At 67.6% G+C, this 17,429-nt stretch carries 16 protein-coding genes; 10 read left to right on the top strand and 6 right to left on the bottom strand.

Translation table 11 applies throughout. The features are described from left to right. The first annotated feature begins 12 nt into the window (after positions 1–12). The gene (locus H531_RS0105780; protein WP_022798416.1) at positions 13–945 is read left to right on the top strand and encodes a hypothetical protein; all 933 of its coding nucleotides are present in this window, start codon (positions 13–15) and stop codon (positions 943–945) included. Here H531_RS0105780 and H531_RS0105775 read toward each other — a convergent pair. Together H531_RS0105775 and H531_RS0105770 are read right to left on the bottom strand one after the other, a co-directional pair. After that, the gene (locus tag H531_RS0105775) at positions 935–2,425 is read right to left on the bottom strand and encodes an ABC transporter ATP-binding protein (RefSeq protein WP_028490679.1); all 1,491 of its coding nucleotides are present in this window, start codon (positions 2,423–2,425) and stop codon (positions 935–937) included. The two genes, H531_RS0105780 and H531_RS0105775, sit on opposite strands and share 11 nt — an antisense overlap. A gap of 56 nt (positions 2,426–2,481) precedes the next feature. Continuing rightward, entirely contained in the window at positions 2,482–3,606 is a 1,125-nt protein-coding gene (locus H531_RS0105770; protein ID WP_028490678.1) for a BMP family lipoprotein, read from the bottom strand. Positions 3,607–3,666: 60 nt separating this feature from the next. Here H531_RS0105770 and ligA point away from each other — a divergent pair, with 60 nt between their 5' ends. Further along, complete coding sequence (ligA, locus tag H531_RS0105765) at positions 3,667–5,676, top strand: NAD-dependent DNA ligase LigA (protein WP_022798414.1); 2,010 nt, start codon at positions 3,667–3,669, stop codon at positions 5,674–5,676. 45 nt (positions 5,677–5,721) lie between these two features. Here the strand turns inward: ligA and thyX are convergent, their stop codons facing one another. Beyond that, a complete protein-coding gene (thyX, locus tag H531_RS0105760) occupies positions 5,722–6,522 on the bottom strand; it encodes an FAD-dependent thymidylate synthase (protein ID WP_022798413.1) in 801 nt (266 codons plus the stop codon). 182 nt (positions 6,523–6,704) lie between these two features. On the opposite strand from thyX, the gene trpB reads away from it, so the two are divergent. Then, entirely contained in the window at positions 6,705–7,922 is a 1,218-nt protein-coding gene (gene trpB / locus H531_RS0105755) for a tryptophan synthase subunit beta (RefSeq protein ID WP_028490677.1), read from the top strand. Continuing rightward, the gene (trpA, locus tag H531_RS0105750; RefSeq protein ID WP_022798411.1) at positions 7,919–8,701 is read left to right on the top strand and encodes a tryptophan synthase subunit alpha; all 783 of its coding nucleotides are present in this window, start codon (positions 7,919–7,921) and stop codon (positions 8,699–8,701) included. Before trpB ends, trpA begins: the two co-directional genes overlap by 4 nt. Before the next feature lie 11 nt (positions 8,702–8,712). On the opposite strand, the gene mqnC is transcribed toward trpA, so the two are convergent. Both mqnC and chrA read right to left on the bottom strand, forming a co-directional pair. Then, positions 8,713–9,855, bottom strand: a complete 1,143-nt coding sequence (mqnC, locus tag H531_RS0105745) for a cyclic dehypoxanthinyl futalosine synthase (protein WP_028490676.1) — start codon at positions 9,853–9,855, stop codon at positions 8,713–8,715. A 4-nt stretch (positions 9,856–9,859) separates the two neighbouring features. Further along, positions 9,860–10,999, bottom strand: coding sequence for a chromate efflux transporter (chrA, locus tag H531_RS0105740; RefSeq protein WP_022798409.1), 1,140 nt, complete (start codon positions 10,997–10,999; stop codon positions 9,860–9,862). 22 nt (positions 11,000–11,021) lie between these two features. Here chrA and H531_RS0105735 point away from each other — a divergent pair, with 22 nt between their 5' ends. The 4 genes from H531_RS0105735 to metG all read left to right on the top strand — a co-directional run bounded on the left by H531_RS0105735 (position 11,022) and on the right by metG (position 14,643). Continuing rightward, the gene (locus H531_RS0105735; protein WP_022798408.1) at positions 11,022–11,507 is read left to right on the top strand and encodes an adenosine diphosphatase; all 486 of its coding nucleotides are present in this window, start codon (positions 11,022–11,024) and stop codon (positions 11,505–11,507) included. Between the two features lie 35 nt (positions 11,508–11,542). Next, on the top strand, positions 11,543–12,007 hold the full coding sequence (gene bcp / locus H531_RS0105730; protein ID WP_022798407.1) for a thioredoxin-dependent thiol peroxidase: 465 nt from the start codon (positions 11,543–11,545) through the stop codon (positions 12,005–12,007). After that, complete coding sequence (gene rpiA, locus H531_RS0105725; RefSeq protein WP_022798406.1) at positions 12,007–12,690, top strand: ribose-5-phosphate isomerase RpiA; 684 nt, start codon at positions 12,007–12,009, stop codon at positions 12,688–12,690. The genes bcp and rpiA overlap by 1 nt, the downstream gene beginning before the upstream one ends. 96 nt (positions 12,691–12,786) lie before the next feature. After that, positions 12,787–14,643 carry a methionine--tRNA ligase gene (metG, locus tag H531_RS0105720; protein ID WP_028490674.1) on the top strand — a complete coding sequence of 619 codons (1,857 nt, stop codon included), beginning with the start codon at positions 12,787–12,789 and terminating at the stop codon, positions 14,641–14,643. 54 nt (positions 14,644–14,697) lie between these two features. Here metG and H531_RS0105715 read toward each other — a convergent pair whose 3' ends face one another. Continuing rightward, entirely contained in the window at positions 14,698–16,017 is a 1,320-nt protein-coding gene (locus H531_RS0105715) for a S41 family peptidase (RefSeq protein ID WP_028490673.1), read from the bottom strand. A gap of 69 nt (positions 16,018–16,086) precedes the next feature. On the opposite strand from H531_RS0105715, the gene H531_RS0105710 reads away from it, so the two are divergent. After that, entirely contained in the window at positions 16,087–16,815 is a 729-nt protein-coding gene (locus H531_RS0105710) for a cell division ATP-binding protein FtsE (RefSeq protein WP_022798403.1), read from the top strand. Beyond that, complete coding sequence (hpf, locus tag H531_RS0105705; RefSeq protein ID WP_022798402.1) at positions 16,812–17,372, top strand: ribosome hibernation-promoting factor, HPF/YfiA family; 561 nt, start codon at positions 16,812–16,814, stop codon at positions 17,370–17,372. Before H531_RS0105710 ends, hpf begins: the two co-directional genes overlap by 4 nt. Positions 17,373–17,429: the final 57 nt, after the last annotated feature.

Genomic DNA, 17,429 nt, shown 5'->3' with positions numbered 1-17,429 from the left:
GGGCCTAAGGCCGTGCTCCCCGGCCGCGCCTGCCTTCTCGGACTCCTCGTGGGGCTGGTGTTCGGGCTGGCCCAGGAGGTGTACCGTCCCCAAGTGGAGCTGGTCCGCAAGGACAAGAAGGTGGTGGCCTGGGTGAGCGGGGAGGAGGGGACCCTCTTCTACGCGGACTACGGGGACCTCTTTGTGGGGGAACTCCGGGAGCTTACGGAGGCGCGGGTGCAGGTGGGGGAGAGGGCCTTCTTCCGCAACGAGGAGAGCGCCGTGGAGGAGGGCCTGAGGCCGGGGGAGCGGGTGGAGGCCGCCTTCAACCGGGACTTGGAGCGGGAGGGCTTGCCCTACCTGATGCGCCTGAGGCGGGCGGGGGAGGGGCGGGCGGAGCGGTACCTGCGCCTGGTGCTCTTTGACCCCAAGGGGGTGGGGGTGCGCCTCGGGGAGGAGGTGGAGGCCCGGGGGCCCTTGGCGGTGGTGGAGCGGGGCGGGCGGGAGGAGCTTTTCCTCTCCGGGGGGGAGGCCCGGTTTCTGGAGGGGGAAGGCCGCCTCCTTCTGGACCCTAAGCCGGGGGAGGTATGGGTGGCCCAGGGGGCGGTACGGGTGAAGGGGAGCCGCCTCCGCTACCTGAACGACACGGGGGAGGCCTTCCTGGAGGGGCCCCTCGAGGTCCAGAGGGAGGGGGAAAAGCCCCTTAAGGGTAGGGCGGGAAGCCTCCGCTACCTCCTGGACGAGGACCGCCTCTGGCTCTTGGGGGGGGTGGAGCTCGCCCAAGGGGGTCGCGTCACCAAGGCGGAGAGGGCCCTCCTCGCCGAGAAGGAGGGGTACGCCTACCTGTATGGCGGCGTGGAGAGCCGTGACGAGAAGGGTTTTGTCCGAGGGGAGCGGGTGCGCTACGCCCTGAAGACCGGGGAGGTGGTGGTCCTGGCCCGGGTCTCGGGGGAGTTCAGGGAGTGACCCCGGCCATGAGGAGGCCCAGGCGCTCCTCCGTGGCCTCCTCGGGGGTCACCTCGCCTGCGATCCGCCCTCCCTGCATGACCAGGATGCGGTCGGAAAGGGAAAGGACCTCGGCCAGGTCTGCGGAGACCAGAAGCACCGCCAAGCCCCGGTCCCTGGCCTCCACCAGGCGCTGGTGGATGAACTCTATGGCCCCCACGTCCACGCCCCGGGTGGGCTGGGCGGCGATGAGGAGCCGGGGGCCCCTTAGGAGCTCCCGTCCCACCACGATCTTTTGCTGGTTTCCCCCGGAGAAGCGCCGCGCGGGAAGCGCCGTGGAGCGGGGGCGCACGTCAAACGCCTCCACCAGGGCCTGGGCCCTGGCCTCCATCGCCCCGTCTTCCAGGAAGCCCAGAAACCCCCGGAAGGGGGGGCGGTGTTGGTCGCCCAGGATGGCGTTCTCCTTGACGGAAAAGTCCAGGACCAGGCCCCGGGACAGGCGGTCTTCGGGGATGTGGCTCACCCCCAGGTCCCTGACCCCCCGGGCCCTTGGGGGCAGCGGGTGGCCCAGGAGGCGCACCGCCCCCCGGTAAGGGCGCAGGCCCGCCAGGGCCTCCACCAGCTCGGTTTGGCCGTTCCCTTCCACCCCGGCGATGCCCACGATCTCCCCGGCCCTCACCTGGAAGCTCACCCCCTTGAGGCGGGGCGGGGCCTCGAGGTCCTCCACCTTCAAGACCACCTCCCCCGGCCTCGCCGGGGCCTTTTCCACCCGGAGCACCACCTCCCGGCCCACCATCATCCGGGCCATGGCCTCCAGGGAGGTTTCCCGGGTCCTGACCGTGCCCACCACCTTCCCGTCCCGGATCACGGTGACCCGGTCCGAGACCTCCAGAACCTCCTTCAGCTTGTGGCTGATGAAGATGGCGGCATTCCCTCGGGCCACGTAGGCCCTGAGGAAGCGGAAAAGCTCCTCTGCCTCCCTCGGGGTGAGGACGGCGGTAGGCTCGTCCAGGATGAGGATCCTGGCCTCCCGGTAGAGGGCCTTGAGGATCTCCACCCGCTGTTGGAGGCCCACGGGGAGGTCCTCCACGCGCGCGTCCAAGGGGACTTCAAAGCCCAGGGCTTCCATGAGGCTTTGGGCCCTCTTTCGCGCGCTTTCCAGGTCCAGGCGGAAGGGGGTTCCCGGCTCCAGCCCCAGCACCAGGTTCTCCAGCACCGTAAAGGGCTCCACCAGCATGAAGTGCTGGTGGACCATACCGATCCCTGCCCTTATGGCGTCCAAGGGGGTTTTGGGCCGGTAGGGCTTCCCGTCCACCCACATCTCCCCCTCGTCCGGTGGCTGGAGGCCGTAGACGATCTTCATGAGGGTGGACTTGCCCGCTCCGTTCTCGCCCACCAACGCCAAAACCTCCCCCCAGTCCAGGTCCAGGCTGATATGGTCGTTGGCCAGGACCAGAGGGAAGCGCTTGGTGATGCCTTTGAGGACCAGGGCCTTCGCCACGGCCGGAGTATACAAAAAGGCCGGGGGCTGGCCCCCGGCCCGCCGGGATCCAAGGCCTAGCGGCTCTCCGGCACCTTGATCTGGCCCTTGATGATCTGCTGCTTCAGGACCTCCAGCTTGGTCACCACGCTGGCGGGGATCAGGGCCTTGTTGTACGCGTCCAGGGCGTAGCCCACGCCGTTGTTGGCGAGGCCGAACTCCCTGACCCCGCCCTTGAAGGCCTTCTGCACCACGCTCTTGATGACCTCGTAGGTGGCCACGTCCACCCGCTTCATCATGGAGGTGAGGCCGTGGTTCAGGGTGGCGGGGTTGTTGTCGGTGTCCCCCAGGTAGTTCTGGTTGGCGTCCACCCCGATGAAGAAGAGGGGGGTGGCCTTGGTGCCGTCGGTGCCGCAAGCCTTGGTGTAGTCGGCGTATTTGGGCACCTTGGCGTAGGGGTCGGCCTTGCGCACGAACCGGATGTTGCCGCCCTCCTTGAGGCACTTGGCCTGCTCCACGTAGTCAATGAGCCCCAGGCCCGAGCCGCCCGCTGCGGCGTAGATGATGTCCGCTCCCTGGCGCACCTGACTGGCGGCGATCTCCTTGGCCTTGGCCGGGTCGTTCCAGGCGGCGGGGGTGTTGCCCACATAGCCCACCAGGACCTTGCCCTGGATCCTGTCCTCCTTGAAGGCGTACTCCGCCCCGGCGCGGAAGCCCGCCTCAAACTTGTGAATGAGGGGGATGTCCATGCCCCCGATGAAGCCCACCACGCCGGTGCGGGTCATCTTGCCGGCGATGTACCCCACCAGGAAGCTCCCCTCGTGCTCGCGGAAGACCAGGCCCACGGCATTGGGGAGCTTCCCCTCCCCGGGTACGGCGTCAATGACGGCGAAGTTCACCTTGGGGAACTCCTTGGCCGTGGCGGTGATGGCGGGCTCGTTGGCGAAGCCCACCCCGATCACCAGGTCAAACCCCTCCTCGGCGAAGGTGCGGATGCCCTGCCCCACCTGGGAGGGGTCGGCGGGCTCAAAGTCAAAGAGCTTGACCCCGAAGTCCTTGGCCGCCTTCTGCGCCCCTTCCCAGGCGGACTGGTTGAAGGAGCGGTCAAACTTGCCTCCCGCGTCAAAGGCGATCCCCACCCGCACCTGGGCCAGGCCCAGACCCAGGGCTAGCGTTGCGATAAGCACCAAAGCACGTTTCATGCTCACCTCCAAAGGCTCTTCGCCGGGGTCTATTATACCCGGTGCCGCTAAACTCAAGGCATGACCCTCGAGGAAGCCCGCAGGCGGGTGAACGAGCTTAGAGACCTGATCCGGTACCACAACTACCGCTACTACGTGCTGGCCGACCCCGAGATCTCCGACGCCGAGTACGACCGGCTCTTGAGGGAGCTTAAGGAGCTTGAGGAGCGCCTTCCCGAGCTCAAAAGCCCCGACTCCCCCACGCTTCAGGTCGGGGCCAGGCCCCTGGAGGCCACCTTCCGTCCCGTCCGCCACCCCACGCGCATGTACTCCCTGGACAACGCCTTCTCCCTCGAGGAGGTCCGGGCCTTTGAGGAGCGGATAGAAAGGGCCCTAGGGCGGAAGGGCCCCTTCGCCTACACCGTGGAGCACAAGGTGGACGGGCTCTCCGTGAACCTCTACTACGAGGGGGGCATCCTCGTTTGGGGGGCCACCCGGGGGGACGGGGAGGTGGGGGAGGAGGTGACCCAGAACCTGCTCACCCTCCCCACCCTCCCCCGGAGGCTTCAGGGGGTGCCGGACCGCCTCGAGGTCCGGGGGGAGGTGTACATGCCCATAGAGGCCTTCCTCCGGCTCAACGAGGAGCTGGAGGAACGGGGGGAGAAGATCTTCAAGAACCCCAGGAACGCGGCGGCGGGGTCCTTGCGGCAGAAGGACCCCCGCATCACCGCCAGGCGGGGCCTGCGCGCCACCTTCTACGCCCTGGGCTTGGGCCTGGAGGAGACCGGCCTCAGGACGCAGTACGAGCTCCTCCTCTGGCTTAAGGAAAAGGGGTTCCCCGTGGAGCACGGCTATGAGCAGGCGGTGGGGGTGGAGGAGGTGGAGGGGATCTACCGGAAGTGGTTGACCAAGCGGCGGGAGCTTCCCTTTGAGGCGGACGGGGTGGTGGTCAAGCTGGACGAGCTTGCCCTCTGGCGGGAGCTCGGCTACACCGCCCGCTCCCCCCGCTTCGCCCTCGCCTACAAGTTCCCCGCCGAGGAGAAGGAGACGCGGCTCCTCCAGGTGGTCTTCCAGGTGGGGCGGACCGGGAGGGTAACCCCGGTGGGCATCCTGGAGCCCGTTTTCCTGGAGGGGAGCGAGGTCTCCCGGGTCACCCTCCACAACGAGAGCTACATTGAGGAGCTGGACGTTCGCATTGGGGACTGGGTCCTGGTCCACAAGGCGGGCGGGGTGATCCCCGAGGTGCTCCGGGTTCTGAAGGAGCGCCGCACCGGGCAGGAAAAGCCCATCCGCTGGCCCGAGCGCTGCCCGGAGTGCGGCCACCGCCTCCTCAAGGAGGGGAAGGTGCACCGTTGCCCCAATCCCCTCTGTCCCGCCAAGCGCTTTGAGGCCCTCCGCCACTATGCCTCCCGCAAGGCCATGGACATCCAAGGCTTGGGGGAGAAGCTCATTGAGAGGCTCTTGGAAAAGGGCTTGGTCCGGGATGTGGCCGACCTCTACCGCCTCAAGAGGGAGGACCTCGTGGGCCTGGAAAGGATGGGGGAGAAGAGCGCCCAAAACCTCCTTCGCCAGATTGAGGAGAGCAAGCACCGGGGCCTGGAGCGACTCCTTTACGCCCTGGGCCTTCCTGGGGTGGGGGAGGTCCTGGCCCGGAACCTGGCCGCCAAGTTCCAGACCATGGACCGCCTCCTCGAGGCGGGCCTGGAGGAGCTTTTGGAGGTGGAGGAGGTGGGGGAAGTCACCGCGAGGGCCATCCTGGAAACCCTGAAGGACCCCGCCTTCCGCGACCTGGTGCGGAGGCTCAAGGAGGCCGGGGTGGAGATGGAGGCCAAGGAAAAGGGGGGAGAGGCCTTGAAGGGCCTCACCTTCGTCATCACCGGGGAGCTTTCCCGCCCCCGGGAGGAGGTGAAGGCCCTCCTACGCCGCCTCGGGGCCAAGGTGACGGACTCCGTGAGCCGGAAGACGAGCTACCTGGTGGTGGGGGAGAACCCGGGGAGCAAACTGGAGAAGGCGAGGGCCCTCGGGGTGCCCACCCTCACGGAGGAGGAGCTCTTCCGGCTCATCGGGGAGAAGGCGGGCCTCCCCGCCTGAGGCCCTTATACCACCCCATGCGGGGCCCCGGTAGAAAGTCCCCGCTTATAGGCCGAAGACCTTCTCCAAAGCCTCCCGCACCCGGCTCTCGGGGAGGCCGAGGGCCCTTAGGGCCTTTTCGTAGACCTCTGGGGTGAGGAGGGCCCTTAGGGCCAAAAGCTCGCTTTTGGAGAGGGAGGCCCCGTGGAGAACGTGCTCCTCAAAGGCAGCCCAGGCCATGGGGACCCGTTCCTTCACCAAAGCGGCGATGGCCCTGGCGTACTCCTGGATCTCCCATTGGGCCTCGGGGGCGAGCCGTAGCTTCAAGAAGTGGAAAAGGTTGTGCAGGTCCTGCTTCCAGTAGAACTCGGTGTAGAGGGAAAGGGGGAGGACCATCCTCGCCATCTCCCGGGCCACCCCCTTTTGCAGAAGGGCCTGGTAGGCGGCGTAGGCCCCCTTTTCCGCCTCCTTCACCAGGGCCAGGGCCTCCGCTTTAACCGCGTCCTCCAGGACCCCTTCCGAGCCCTGCTTGTTTCTTTTCGCCTGCCTCCTAAAGGCCTCGGGCTCGTAGAACTCCTCCTTCAGGACGGAGTAGCGCCCCGAGACCTCGTTGAGGCTCGCCGTGCGGTGGCGGAACCACTGCCTCGCCACGAAGAGGGGGGCCTTGACGTGGAACTTGAACTCCACCATCTCAAAGGGGCTCGTGTGGCGGTGACGCATGAGGTAGTCAATGAGGGCCCGGTCCTCCCGCACCGTCTTCGTGCCCTCCCCGTAGGAGACCCGGGCCGCCTGGACGATGGCCCGGTCGTCCCCCATCTGGTCCACCAGGCGCACGAAACCCTTGTCCAGAACGGGAATGAGCTCCATGACCCTAAGTCTACTTGCCTCTTGGCCCTTTCCCCGCTACCCTTAGGGCATGCGGGCCAGGACCCCTTTTGCCTTCAAGAGGCGCCACGGCCGCTACCGAGCCTAGGCTTGGCCCTTCGGGGCTTGGGGCTTTAGGATAGGAAGGCTTTTGGGGCGCCTGGCGCCTCTTTTTGGAGAGGAGCATGCTTACGTTGCCGGATTTTCCCCTACCGGATCAGCGAGGCCGCTTTGGGCCCTACGGGGGGCGGTACGTGCCGGAGACCCTGATCCCGGCCCTGGAGGAGCTCGAGGCCGCCTACCTGGAGGCCAAGCGGGACCCCGAGTTTTTGGCCGAACTCCACTACTACCTAAGCCACTTCGCTGGCCGCCCCACCCCCCTTTACCACGCCCGAAGGCTCTCCGAGCACTGGGGCGGGGCCCAGGTGTACCTTAAGCGGGAGGATCTCCTCCATACCGGGGCCCACAAGATCAACAACACCCTGGGCCAGGCCCTTCTGGCCCGGCGCATGGGCAAAAGGCGCGTCATCGCCGAGACGGGGGCGGGGCAGCACGGGGTGAGCGTGGCCACGGTGGCGGCCCTCTTCGGCCTGGAGTGCGTGGTCTACATGGGGGAGGAGGACGTGAGGCGGCAGGCCCTGAACGTCTTCCGCATGAAGCTCCTAGGGGCCGAGGTCCGGCCCGTGGCCTCCGGGAGCCGCACCCTTAAGGACGCCACCAACGAGGCCATCCGCGACTGGATCACCCACGTGCGCACCACCTTCTACATCCTGGGTTCGGTGGTGGGCCCCCACCCGTACCCCATGATGGTGCGGGACTTCCAGAGCGTGATCGGCGAGGAGGTGAAGCGGGAGAGCCTAAAGCGGTTCGGCCGCTACCCCGACGCCCTGATCGCCTGCGTGGGCGGGGGGTCTAACGCCATTGGCCTCTTTGCCCCCTTCGCCTACCTGCCCGAGGAGGAGCGCCCCCGGCTCATTGGGGTGGAGGCCGCCGGGGAGGGGCTTTCCACGGGAAGGCACGCGGCCAGCATTGGTGCAGGCCGGCGAGGGGTCTTGCACGGGAGCTACATGTACCTTCTCTACGACCACGACGGCCAGATCACCCCGGCCCACTCCGTCTCGGCGGGCCTGGACTATCCGGGGGTGGGGCCGGAGCACAGCTACTACGCGGACGCGGGGATCGCCGAGTACGCTGCCGTCACCGACGAGGAGGCGCTGGAGGGGTTTAAGCTCCTCGCCCGCCTCGAGGGCATCCTCCCCGCCCTGGAGTCGGCCCACGCCATCGCCCACGCCGCCAAGGTGGTGCCGGAGATGGGGAAGGACGAGATCGTGGTCATTGGCCTCTCGGGGCGCGGGGACAAGGACGTGACCGAGGCCATGCGCCTTTTGGGAGGGGAGCTGTGACCACCAAGGAGGCCTTTGCCCAGGCCCGGGCCGAGGGCCGGGCCGCCCTCATCCCCTACCTCACGGCGGGCTTCCCGAGCCGGGAGGGGTTTTTGGAGGCGGTGCGGGCGGTCTTGCCCTACGCCGACCTCCTGGAGATCGGCCTCCCTTACTCCGACCCCCTAGGGGATGGCCCCGTGATCCAGCGGGCAAGCGAGATGGCCCTGAGGAAGGGGATGAGCGTCCAGGGGGTCTTGGAGCTTTTCCGGGAGGTGCGCTCCCTCACCCCTAAGCCCCTTTTCCTCATGACCTACCTGAACCCGGTCCTGGCCTGGGGGCCGGAGCGGTTCTTCAGCCTATTTAAGCAGGCGGGGGCCACGGGGGTGATCCTCCCCGACCTGCCCCCCGACGAAGACCCGGGCCTCGTGCGCCTGGCCCAGGAGATTGGGCTGGAGACGGTCTTCCTCCTCGCCCCCACCTCCACCGAGGCCCGCATCACCACCGTAGCCCGGTACGCCACCGGCTTCGTCTACGCCGTTTCCGTCACCGGGGTCACGGGGGCGAGGGAGCGGTTGCCTGAGGAGGTGAAGGACCTGGTGCGCCGCATTAGGGCCCAGACCCCCCTCCCCGTGGCCGTGGGCTTCGGGGTTTCGGGCCGGGCCACGGCGGAGCAGGCGGCGGTGGCGGACGGGGTGGTGGTGGGGAGCGCCTTGGTGCGGGCCCTCGAGGCGGGCGAGCCCCTCCTTCCCCTCCTGGAGGAGATCCGGCAGGGCCTCTACCTGAAGGAGGCCGCCTCCTGAGGGTCTTTGGCCTAGGCCAGGGGCAGCTCTATGGGCTCAGGTTCCCGCAAAAAGGCCTCGGGGTCCGGATAGCGGAGGATGCGGTAGAGGGGGTCCCTTTCGGCGGGCCTGAACCCCGCGTCCACGATGTGGCGCACGATCTGGCGCACCGTGGCGTGGGTGCGGCCGTGGCCCCCCGCCGCCGAGACCACGTTCTCCTCCAGCATGGTGCTCCCGAAGTCATCGGCCCCGTAGTAGAGGGCCGCCTGGGCCACCTTGAACCCCAGGGTGGGCCAGGAGGCCTGGAAGTGGGCGATGTTGTCCAAGGCAAGCCGGGCGATGGCCAGGGTCTTGAGGTACTCGTGGGCCGTGGCCCCCGGGGCCTTCCCCTTGAGGCGGGTGTGCTCCACCTGAAGCGTCCAAAGGGCAAAGGCGGCAAAGCCATTTTGGTAACGCTCCAAGGCCTTCTCCTGCTGGGCCCTCAGGCCGAGGAGGTGGGCGGCCCGCTCCCTTTTGCCCTCCCCAAAACCGATCACCATGGTGGCCAGGGTGTAAAGGCCCAGGGCCTGGGCCGCGTCCATGATCCGGTACCAATCCGCGGTGCGGATCCTGGCGGGGGCAGCCTTGAGGCGCACCTCGTCCACCAGGATCTCGGCCCCCGCTCCGGGAAGGCCATCCAAACCCGCCTCTTTGAGGCGTTCCAAAAGGACCTCGGCCCTCAAGCCGGTAAGCCGCTCTAGGCCCAGGATCTCCTCAGGGCTGAAGGCGTCAATGCGCAGGTCGGGAAAGCGCCCTTTGAGGTAGCGGAGGAGCTCCAGGTACCACTCCAGGGGCAGGTCGGGGTTGACCCCGCCTTGCATAAGGATCCGCTTTCCCCCAACCTGGTAGAGCTCCTCCACCTTCTTGGCCATTTCTTCAAAGGAGAGGGTGTAGGCGTCCTGCTGCCGCCTGGTGCGGTAGAAGGCGCAGAAGCTACAGGCCACGGTGCAGACGTTGGTGTAGTTGATGTTTCGGTCTATGAGGAAGGTGACCACCTCGGGGTCGGTCTTCTGGAGCCGGACCTCGTGGGCGGCGGCGGCCAGCTCGGGCAGGGGGAGGTCAAAGAGGGCGAGCACCTCGGCCTCGGAAAGCCGCTCCCCGGAGACGGCCTTTTCCAGGAGATCCATGCCCCCCATGCTATCAGAGGAAGAGGGCCCCGAGTGTGGCCCCGAGGAGGGCCAAGGCCCAGGGGGGGAGGCCAAGCCGGAGAAGGCCGAAGAGCCCCAGGGCCAAGGCGAAGTCCCCCTTCCCCCGCACCGCCTCGAGGAAAAGGGGATCGTAGAGGGCGGCGAGGAGGAGGCCCACCACCCCTGCGTTCACCCCCATGAGGGCCCGCCGGAGGGCCGGGATTTGCCCGAGGTGGGCCCAGAAGGGGAGGGCAGCGAAAAGGAGAAGGGCCCCGGGCAGGAAGAGGGCGAGGAGGGCCAAGAGGGCGGCCAGGGGAGAAGGTAGGCCAAGGTGGGCTTTGGCTCCCAGAAAGGCGGCGAGGCTGAAGAGGGGTCCCGGCACCGCCTGGGCGGCTCCGTAGCCCGCCAAGAAGGTGCCGGCATCCAAGAATTCGGGCACGAGGGGCTCTTTCAACAGGGGCAAGACCACGTGCCCTCCGCCGAAGACCAGGGCTCCGCTGGTGTAAAGGGCCTCTAGGAAGGCCCAAAGGGGGTCCAGGGGGGCGAGGGCGCGGAGGAGGAGCCCAAGCCCCAAGAAGACCAGGAAGGCCAAAGCCCCCGCCCTCGAGGAGAGGGCCTGGAGGGAAGGGGGGGGTGGGGGTGCCAGGGGCAGGAAGAGGCCGAGGACCCCGGCCATGAGGAGGGCGGGCAGTTGCCCCTGGGGCCATAGGGTGAGGAGGACCGCGGTCAGAAAGGCGATGGCCAGCCGGGGCCGATCGGGGGCGAGGCCCTGGGCCATCTGTCCCAGGGCCTGGGCCACCACCGCCAGGGCTAGGACCTTAAGCCCCTGGGAGAGGCCTGGGGGCGGGGAGAAGGCCTCGAGGCCTACCCCTACCAGGTAGAGGAGGAGGGCCGAGGGTAGGGTAAAGCCCAACCAGGCGGCCAAGGCGCCCAAGGGTCCCGCCCGAAAGAGGCCAAGGGCCATGCCCACCTGGGAGCTGGTAGGTCCGGGCAGGGCCTGGGCTAGGGCCACGAGCTGGGCGTAGGCCACCTCGGACAGCCAACCCCGGCGCCGAACCAGGGCTTGGTGGAAGTACCCGAGGTGGGCTAGGGGGCCGCCGAAGGAGGTGAGGCCCAGCCCCAAAAAGGCGAGAAAGACCTCCAGGACCCGCACGGGAGAAGTATAAAATTGGGGCATGGAGCTCAAGGTCATCCCTATTGAGAAGCCGGATAACCTGAACGTCATCCTGGGCCAGGCCCACTTCATCAAGACGGTGGAGGACCTCCACGAGGCGCTGGTCACGGCTGTCCCCGGCCTCCGGTTCGGCCTCGCCTTCTCCGAGGCCAGCGGCAAGCGCCTCATTCGCCGCTCGGGGACCGATGAGGCCCTGGTGGAGCTTGCCGTGAAAAACCTCCTGAACCTGGCCTCGGGCCACGCCTTCCTCATCGTTTTGGGGGAGGGCTTCTACCCCATCAACGTCCTCCACGCCGTCAAGGCCTGCCCCGAGGTGGTGCGGATCTTCGCCGCCACCGCCAACCCCCTGAAGGTGGTGGTGGCCGAGGAGGGGGAGGGACGGGCCATCCTCGGGGTCATGGACGGCTTCAAGCCCCTAGGGGTGGAGGACGAGGCCGAGGTGGCTTGGCGCAAGGACCTGCTTCGGCGCTTCGGTTACAAGCTGTAGATCCCCCCGGGAGGAGGCGGGGTATAATCCCGCACATGGAAGGCACGCTGGCCCCGGACTTCGCCCTCCCCGACCAGGAGGGAAAGGTCCACCGCCTCTCCGACTACCGGGGGCGGTGGGTGGTCCTCTACTTCTACCCCAAGGACGACACCCCCGGCTGCACCAAGGAGGCCTGCGGCTTCCGGGACCACATGGGAAGCCTAAAGGCCTTGGGGGCGGTGGTCCTTGGGGTTTCGGCGGACGACGTGGAAAGCCATAGGCGCTTCGCCGAGAAGTACGGCCTGAACTTCCCCCTCCTCGCCGACCCCGAGCGGAAGGTCATCCAGGCCTACGGGGCCTGGGGGAAGAAGACCCTTTACGGCAAGGAGTACGAGGGGGTGTTGCGCCAGACCTTCCTCATTGACCCCGAGGGCCGGGTGGCCAAGGTCTGGCGGAAGGTGGCCCCCGAGGGGCACGCCCTCGAGGTGGCCGAGGCCCTCGAGGCGCTGCGAGGGGGGTGATGGAGCGCCCCTTGGAGAGCTACAAGAAGGAGGCGGCCCACGCCGCGGTGGCCTACGTCCAAGACGGGATGGTGGTGGGCCTGGGTACGGGTTCCACCGCCCGGTACGCCGTTTTGGAGCTCGCCAGGCGCCTAAAGGAGGGGGAGCTTAGGGGGGTGGTGGGGGTGCCCACCTCCGAGGCCACCCGGGAGCTTGCCCTGAAGGAGGGCATTCCCCTCGTAGACCTTCCCCCCGAAGGGGTGGACCTGGCCATTGATGGGGCCGACGAGATCGCCCCCGGGCTCGCCCTCATCAAGGGGATGGGGGGGGCTCTGCTTTGGGAGAAGATCGTGGAGGCCTCGGCCAAGGAGTTCCTCGTGGTGGCCGACCACACCAAAAAGGTGCCGGTCCTGGGCCGCGGGCCCGTGCCCGTGGAGCTGGTCCCCTTCGGCCACCGGGCCACCCTCAAGGCCATCGCCGTCTTGGGCGGCGAGCCCGAGCTCCGCATGGCCGGGGAAGAGCTCTATTTCACCGACAGCGGCCACCTCATCGCCGACTGCCGCTTCGGCCCCATCGGGGATCCCCTGGGCCTCCACCGGGCGCTTTTGGAGATCCCCGGGGTGGTGGAGACGGGGCTTTTCGTGGGCCTAGCCACCCGGGCCCTGGTGGCCGGACCCCTTGGGGTGGAAGAGCTCCTCCCTTGAGGTAGAATGGAGGCCGTGAAGGGCATGCCCCTGGGCTAGGGCGGGGAAGCCTCTCCCCGCCCGGGGCGCGTGCCCCGGTTTTTTTTAGGAGGGCGCATGGAAAAGGTCTTTTATGTGACTACCCCCATCTACTACGTCAACGCCGAGCCCCACCTGGGCCATGCCTACACCACGGTGGTGGCCGACTTCCTGGCCCGCTTCCACCGCCTGGACGGCTACCGCACCTTCTTCCTCACCGGGACCGACGAGCACGGGGAGACGGTTTACCGGGCGGCCCAGGCCGCCGGGGAGGACCCCAAGGCCTTCGTGGACCGGGTCTCCGGGCGCTTCAAGAGGGCCTGGGACCTGCTCGGCATTGCTTACGACGACTTCATCCGCACCACCGAGGAGCGGCATAAGCGGGTGGTCCAGGAGGTGCTGGGGAAGGTCTACGGGGCGGGGGACATCTACTACGGGGAGTACGAAGGCCTCTACTGCGTCTCCTGCGAGCGCTTCTACACGGAGAAGGAGCTTTCCGAGGGGCTTTGCCCCATCCACGGGAGGCCCGTGGAGAGGCGGAAGGAGGGGAACTACTTTTTCCGCATGGAAAAGTACCGGGAGTGGCTTCTCCATTACCTCCAGGACCACCCTGACCTCATCCGGCCTGAAGGATATAGGAACGAGGTCCTGGCCATGCTCTCCGAGCCCATCGGGGACCTTTCCATCTCCAGGCCCCGCTCCCGAGTTCCCTGGGGGATCCCCCTCCCCTGGGACGAGAGCCACGTCACCTATGTGTGGTTTGACGCTCTCCTCAACTACGTCTCCGCCTTGGGCTACCCCGAGGGGGAAGGGTTCCGGGTCTTCTGGCCCCACGCCTGGCACCTCATCGGCAAGGACATCCTGAAGCCCCACGCCGTCTTCTGGCCCACCATGCTGAAGGCGGCGGGGATCCCCATGTACCGCCACCTGAACGTGGGGGGGTTCCTCCTGGGGCCGGACGGGCGGAAGATGTCCAAGACCCTGGGGAACGTGGTGGACCCCTTCGCCCTCCTGGAGCGCTACGGCCGGGACGCCCTTCGCTACTACCTCCTGCGGGAGATCCCCTACGGCCAGGACACCCCGGTGAGCGAGGAGGCCCTAAGGACCCGGTACGAGGCCGACCTGGCCGACGATTTGGGGAACCTGGTGCAGAGGACCCGGGCCATGCTCTTCCGCTTTGCCGGGGGGCGGATCCCTGAGCCCGTGGCGGGAGAGGGGTTGGAGGAGGGCACGAGGCTTCCCGGGCGCCTCCGCCCCCTGGTGCGGGAGCTGAAGCCCCACCTGGCCCTGGAGGAGGCTATGGCCTACGTGAAGACCCTGAACCGCTACATCAACGAGAAGAAGCCTTGGGAGCTCCACCGGGAGGACCCCGGGGCGACCCGGGCCGTGCTCTACCGGGTGGTGGAGGGCCTGAGGATCGCCTCCATCCTCCTCACCCCCGCCATGCCGGGCAAGATGGAGGAGCTTAGGCGGGCCCTGGGCCTGAAGGAGGAGGTGCGCCTCGAGGAAGCCGAGCGCTGGGGCCTGGCCGAACCCGGACCCATTCCTGAGGAGGCCCCCGTCCTCTTCCCCAAGGAGGAGAGGAAGGCCTTTCCCAAGGAGGAGGTTAAGGGGGTCATCGGCATAGAGGACTTCGCCAAGGTAGAGCTCCGGGTGGCCGAGGTGGTGGCGGCGGAGAGGCACCCGAACGCCGACCGGCTCCTCGTCCTCAGACTTTCTTTGGGCACCGAGGAGCGCACCGTGGTCTCGGGGATCGCCAAGTGGTACCGCCCCGAGGAGCTTATTGGGAAGAAGGTGGTCTTGGTGGCGAACCTGAAGCCCGCGAAGCTCCGGGGCATTGAGAGCCAGGGCATGATCCTGGCGGCCCAGGAGGGGGACGCCCTCGCCCTGGTGACCGTGGAGGGGGAGGTTCCCCCGGGGGCAGTGGTGAAATGACACCACCCCATGGGGGCCCTGAAGCAAAAGCCAAGGGCATGAGCCCCGGGTAGTCTAACGGTTCAGCTCCTCCAGGGCCCGCTTGAGAATGGCGTCGTTCCCTGGATCCAGCACGGCCTGGCCCCGCTCCTCAGGGAGGGGCCTTTGCCGCTGGGGCTCGGCGTAGGTGAACTTGCCCTCGGCGTCCGCCTTGACCTTCACGGTCTTCCCGTTCAGGGTCACCGTCACCTCGGCTCCGGGCGGAGCCCCCGCTCCTTGGAAGGAGAAGGGGGTGGGGAAGCGGGTGTCCTTGACCTCAATGTCGGGCTTCAGACCCTCCTTGTTGATGGCCCGCTTCTTGGGCGTGAGCCACTCAAAGGTCACCAGGGTGAGCTCGCCCCCGTTGGCCAGGGTGTAGGGGGTCTGGCCCACGCCCTTGCCGAAGGTCTTCTCCCCGATGACCTTGGCCCGGCCGTAGTCCTGAAGGGCCCCCGCCACGATCTCGCTCGCCGAGGCCGTGTTCCCGTTGACCAGGACCACCATGGGCCCCTCCCAGAGGGGTCTTCCGGAGGCCTCGCACCAGACCCGGGTGAGGTTCTTGGTGCGGGTGTAGACGATGGGCCCTTCCCTGAGGAAGGCGCTCGCCACCGCGCACCCCTGGTCCAGGAGGCCGCCCCCGTTGTCCCTTAGGTCAAAGATGAGCTTCTTGATGCCCTGGGCCTTCAGGCCCTCAATGGCCCGCTTGAGCTGGTCCTCCACCTTGAAGTTGGCGAAGGTTTCCAGGGCCACGTAGCCCACGTCCCCGATCCTCCCCGTGGAGACGGAGAGGATCTCCACCTTTTCCCGTACGAGCTCAAAGACCAGGGGCGCGGGCACCCCTTCCCGCTGGATCTTGAGGGTGACCTTGGTCCCCTCCCGGCCCCGGATCCGGGCCACCACCTCCTGGAGGGGAAGCTTGGTCACGTCCTCTCCGTCCACCTCGAGGATCACGTCCCCGGCGCGGATCCCCGCCCTTTGGGCCGGCAGCCCCTTGATCACCCCCTCCACCTTGGCCCCGGTGCCGTCGGGGTTGCTGGGGGTGAGGGTAGCCCCGATGCCAAAGAACTCGCCCCTAAGGTCCTCCTGCCGAAGGCTTGCCCGCTGGGGCGGGGAGTAGCTGGTGAAGGGGTCCTTCAAGGCGGCCACCATGCCCCCGATGGCCCCCTCTAGGAGGGCGTTCAGCCTCTCCTTGGGCAGGGGCTCCAGGTAGTCCTGCTGGATCCTCTGGTAGACCTCCAGGAGGGCCTGACCGTTGGGGTTTTGCAGAAGGGTCTCGGCCTGAGGGCGGGGGAGCTGGGCGTACACCAAGGCGGCCAAGAGCCCTAACCCCGCGATGAGCCAAGCGCGTCGTTTCATCTTCTCCCTCACTGAGCTTTACTATAGCGCTTTTCCGTGAGAAAACCGTGGCCGCTTTATAGTGGGGGCATGATCGCCTTCCACCGGGTGAGCCTAGAGTACCCCAGGACCCGGACCAAAGCCCTTTACAACGTGAGCCTGGAGGTGAAGAAGGGGGAGTTCGTCTACGTGGTGGGGCACTCGGGGGCTGGGAAGTCCACCCTCCTCTCCCTCATCCTCCGGAGGCTTACCCCCACCCATGGGGCGGTGTACTTCGCGGGGCAGAACCTGAAGGCCTTGAGGGGGGACGGGATCGCCCTTCACCGCCGCCGCATCGGCATGGTCTTCCAGGACCACCGCCTCCTCTCCGACCTGACCGTGGAGGAGAACCTGGCCTTTGTCCTCAGGGTGCAGGGGGTGCCCGCCAGGGAGTGGCCCGAGCGCATCGCCTTGGCCCTTCGCCGGGTGGGGCTTTTCCACAAGAAGCGGGCCTTTCCCGAGGAGCTCTCCGTGGGGGAGGCCCAGCGGGTGGCCCTGGCCCGGGCCTTCCTCCTGGACCCCCCGGTGATCCTCGCCGACGAGCCCACGGGCAACCTGGACTCGGAGAACGCCCTCCAGGTCTTGGAGATCCTCAAGGCCGCCCACCGGCGGGGGGCCACGGTGGTGGTGGCCACCCACAGCCGGGAGCTCCTCGAGGCCTACCCCTCCCGGGTCGTGGTCCTGAAGGCGGGCCAGGTGGTGCGGGACGAAGCCTTCGGGGAGGGTGGTAGCATAAGGGCAAGGGAAGGCCCTGACCGGGGCGGAAGGGAGGGAACATGAACCTCTACAAGCTCATCGGCCGCAACCTGGAGATCACCGACGCCATCCGGGAGTACGTGGAGCGCAAGCTCGCCCGCCTGGACCGTTACCAGGACGGCGAGCTCATGGCCAAGGTGGTCCTCTCCTTGGCGGGTAGCCCCCATGTGGAGAAAAAGGCCAAGGCCGAGGTGCAGGTGGACCTCCCCGGGGGGCTTCTGAGGGTGGAGGAGGAGGACCAGGACCTCTACGCCGCCATTGACCGCATGGTGGACCGCCTGGAGACCCAGCTCAAGCGCTACAAGGAGCGCCGCTTTGTGGGCAAGCGCCACTCCTACCAGGGCCCCCCGCCCCCCGAGGTGCGGGATATGGAGGCCCTGCGCAAGCCCGAGGAGGAGGAAGGCCCGAGGATCGTCCGGGTCAAGCGCTTTGAGATGAAGCCCATGGACCCGGAGGAGGCCGCCTTCCAGATGGAGGCCCTGGGCCACGACTTCTTCGTCTTCAGGAACGCCAAGACCGACGAGATCAACGTGCTTTACCGCCGCAAGGACGGGAACTACGGGCTCATAGAGCCCGCCTAGGCGCCCGCACCTTGGTTCCGCAACAGGGAATGCCCAGGGTAGGGTTGCGGGGAAGCT

Origin of the sequence: Thermus islandicus DSM 21543 (assembly GCF_000421625.1) — a bacterium.
Taxonomy (GTDB): Bacteria; Deinococcota; Deinococci; order Deinococcales; family Thermaceae; genus Thermus; species Thermus islandicus.
Note: the sequence above shows the minus strand (reverse complement) of the source record. Positions and strands in the feature narration are given on the sequence as shown.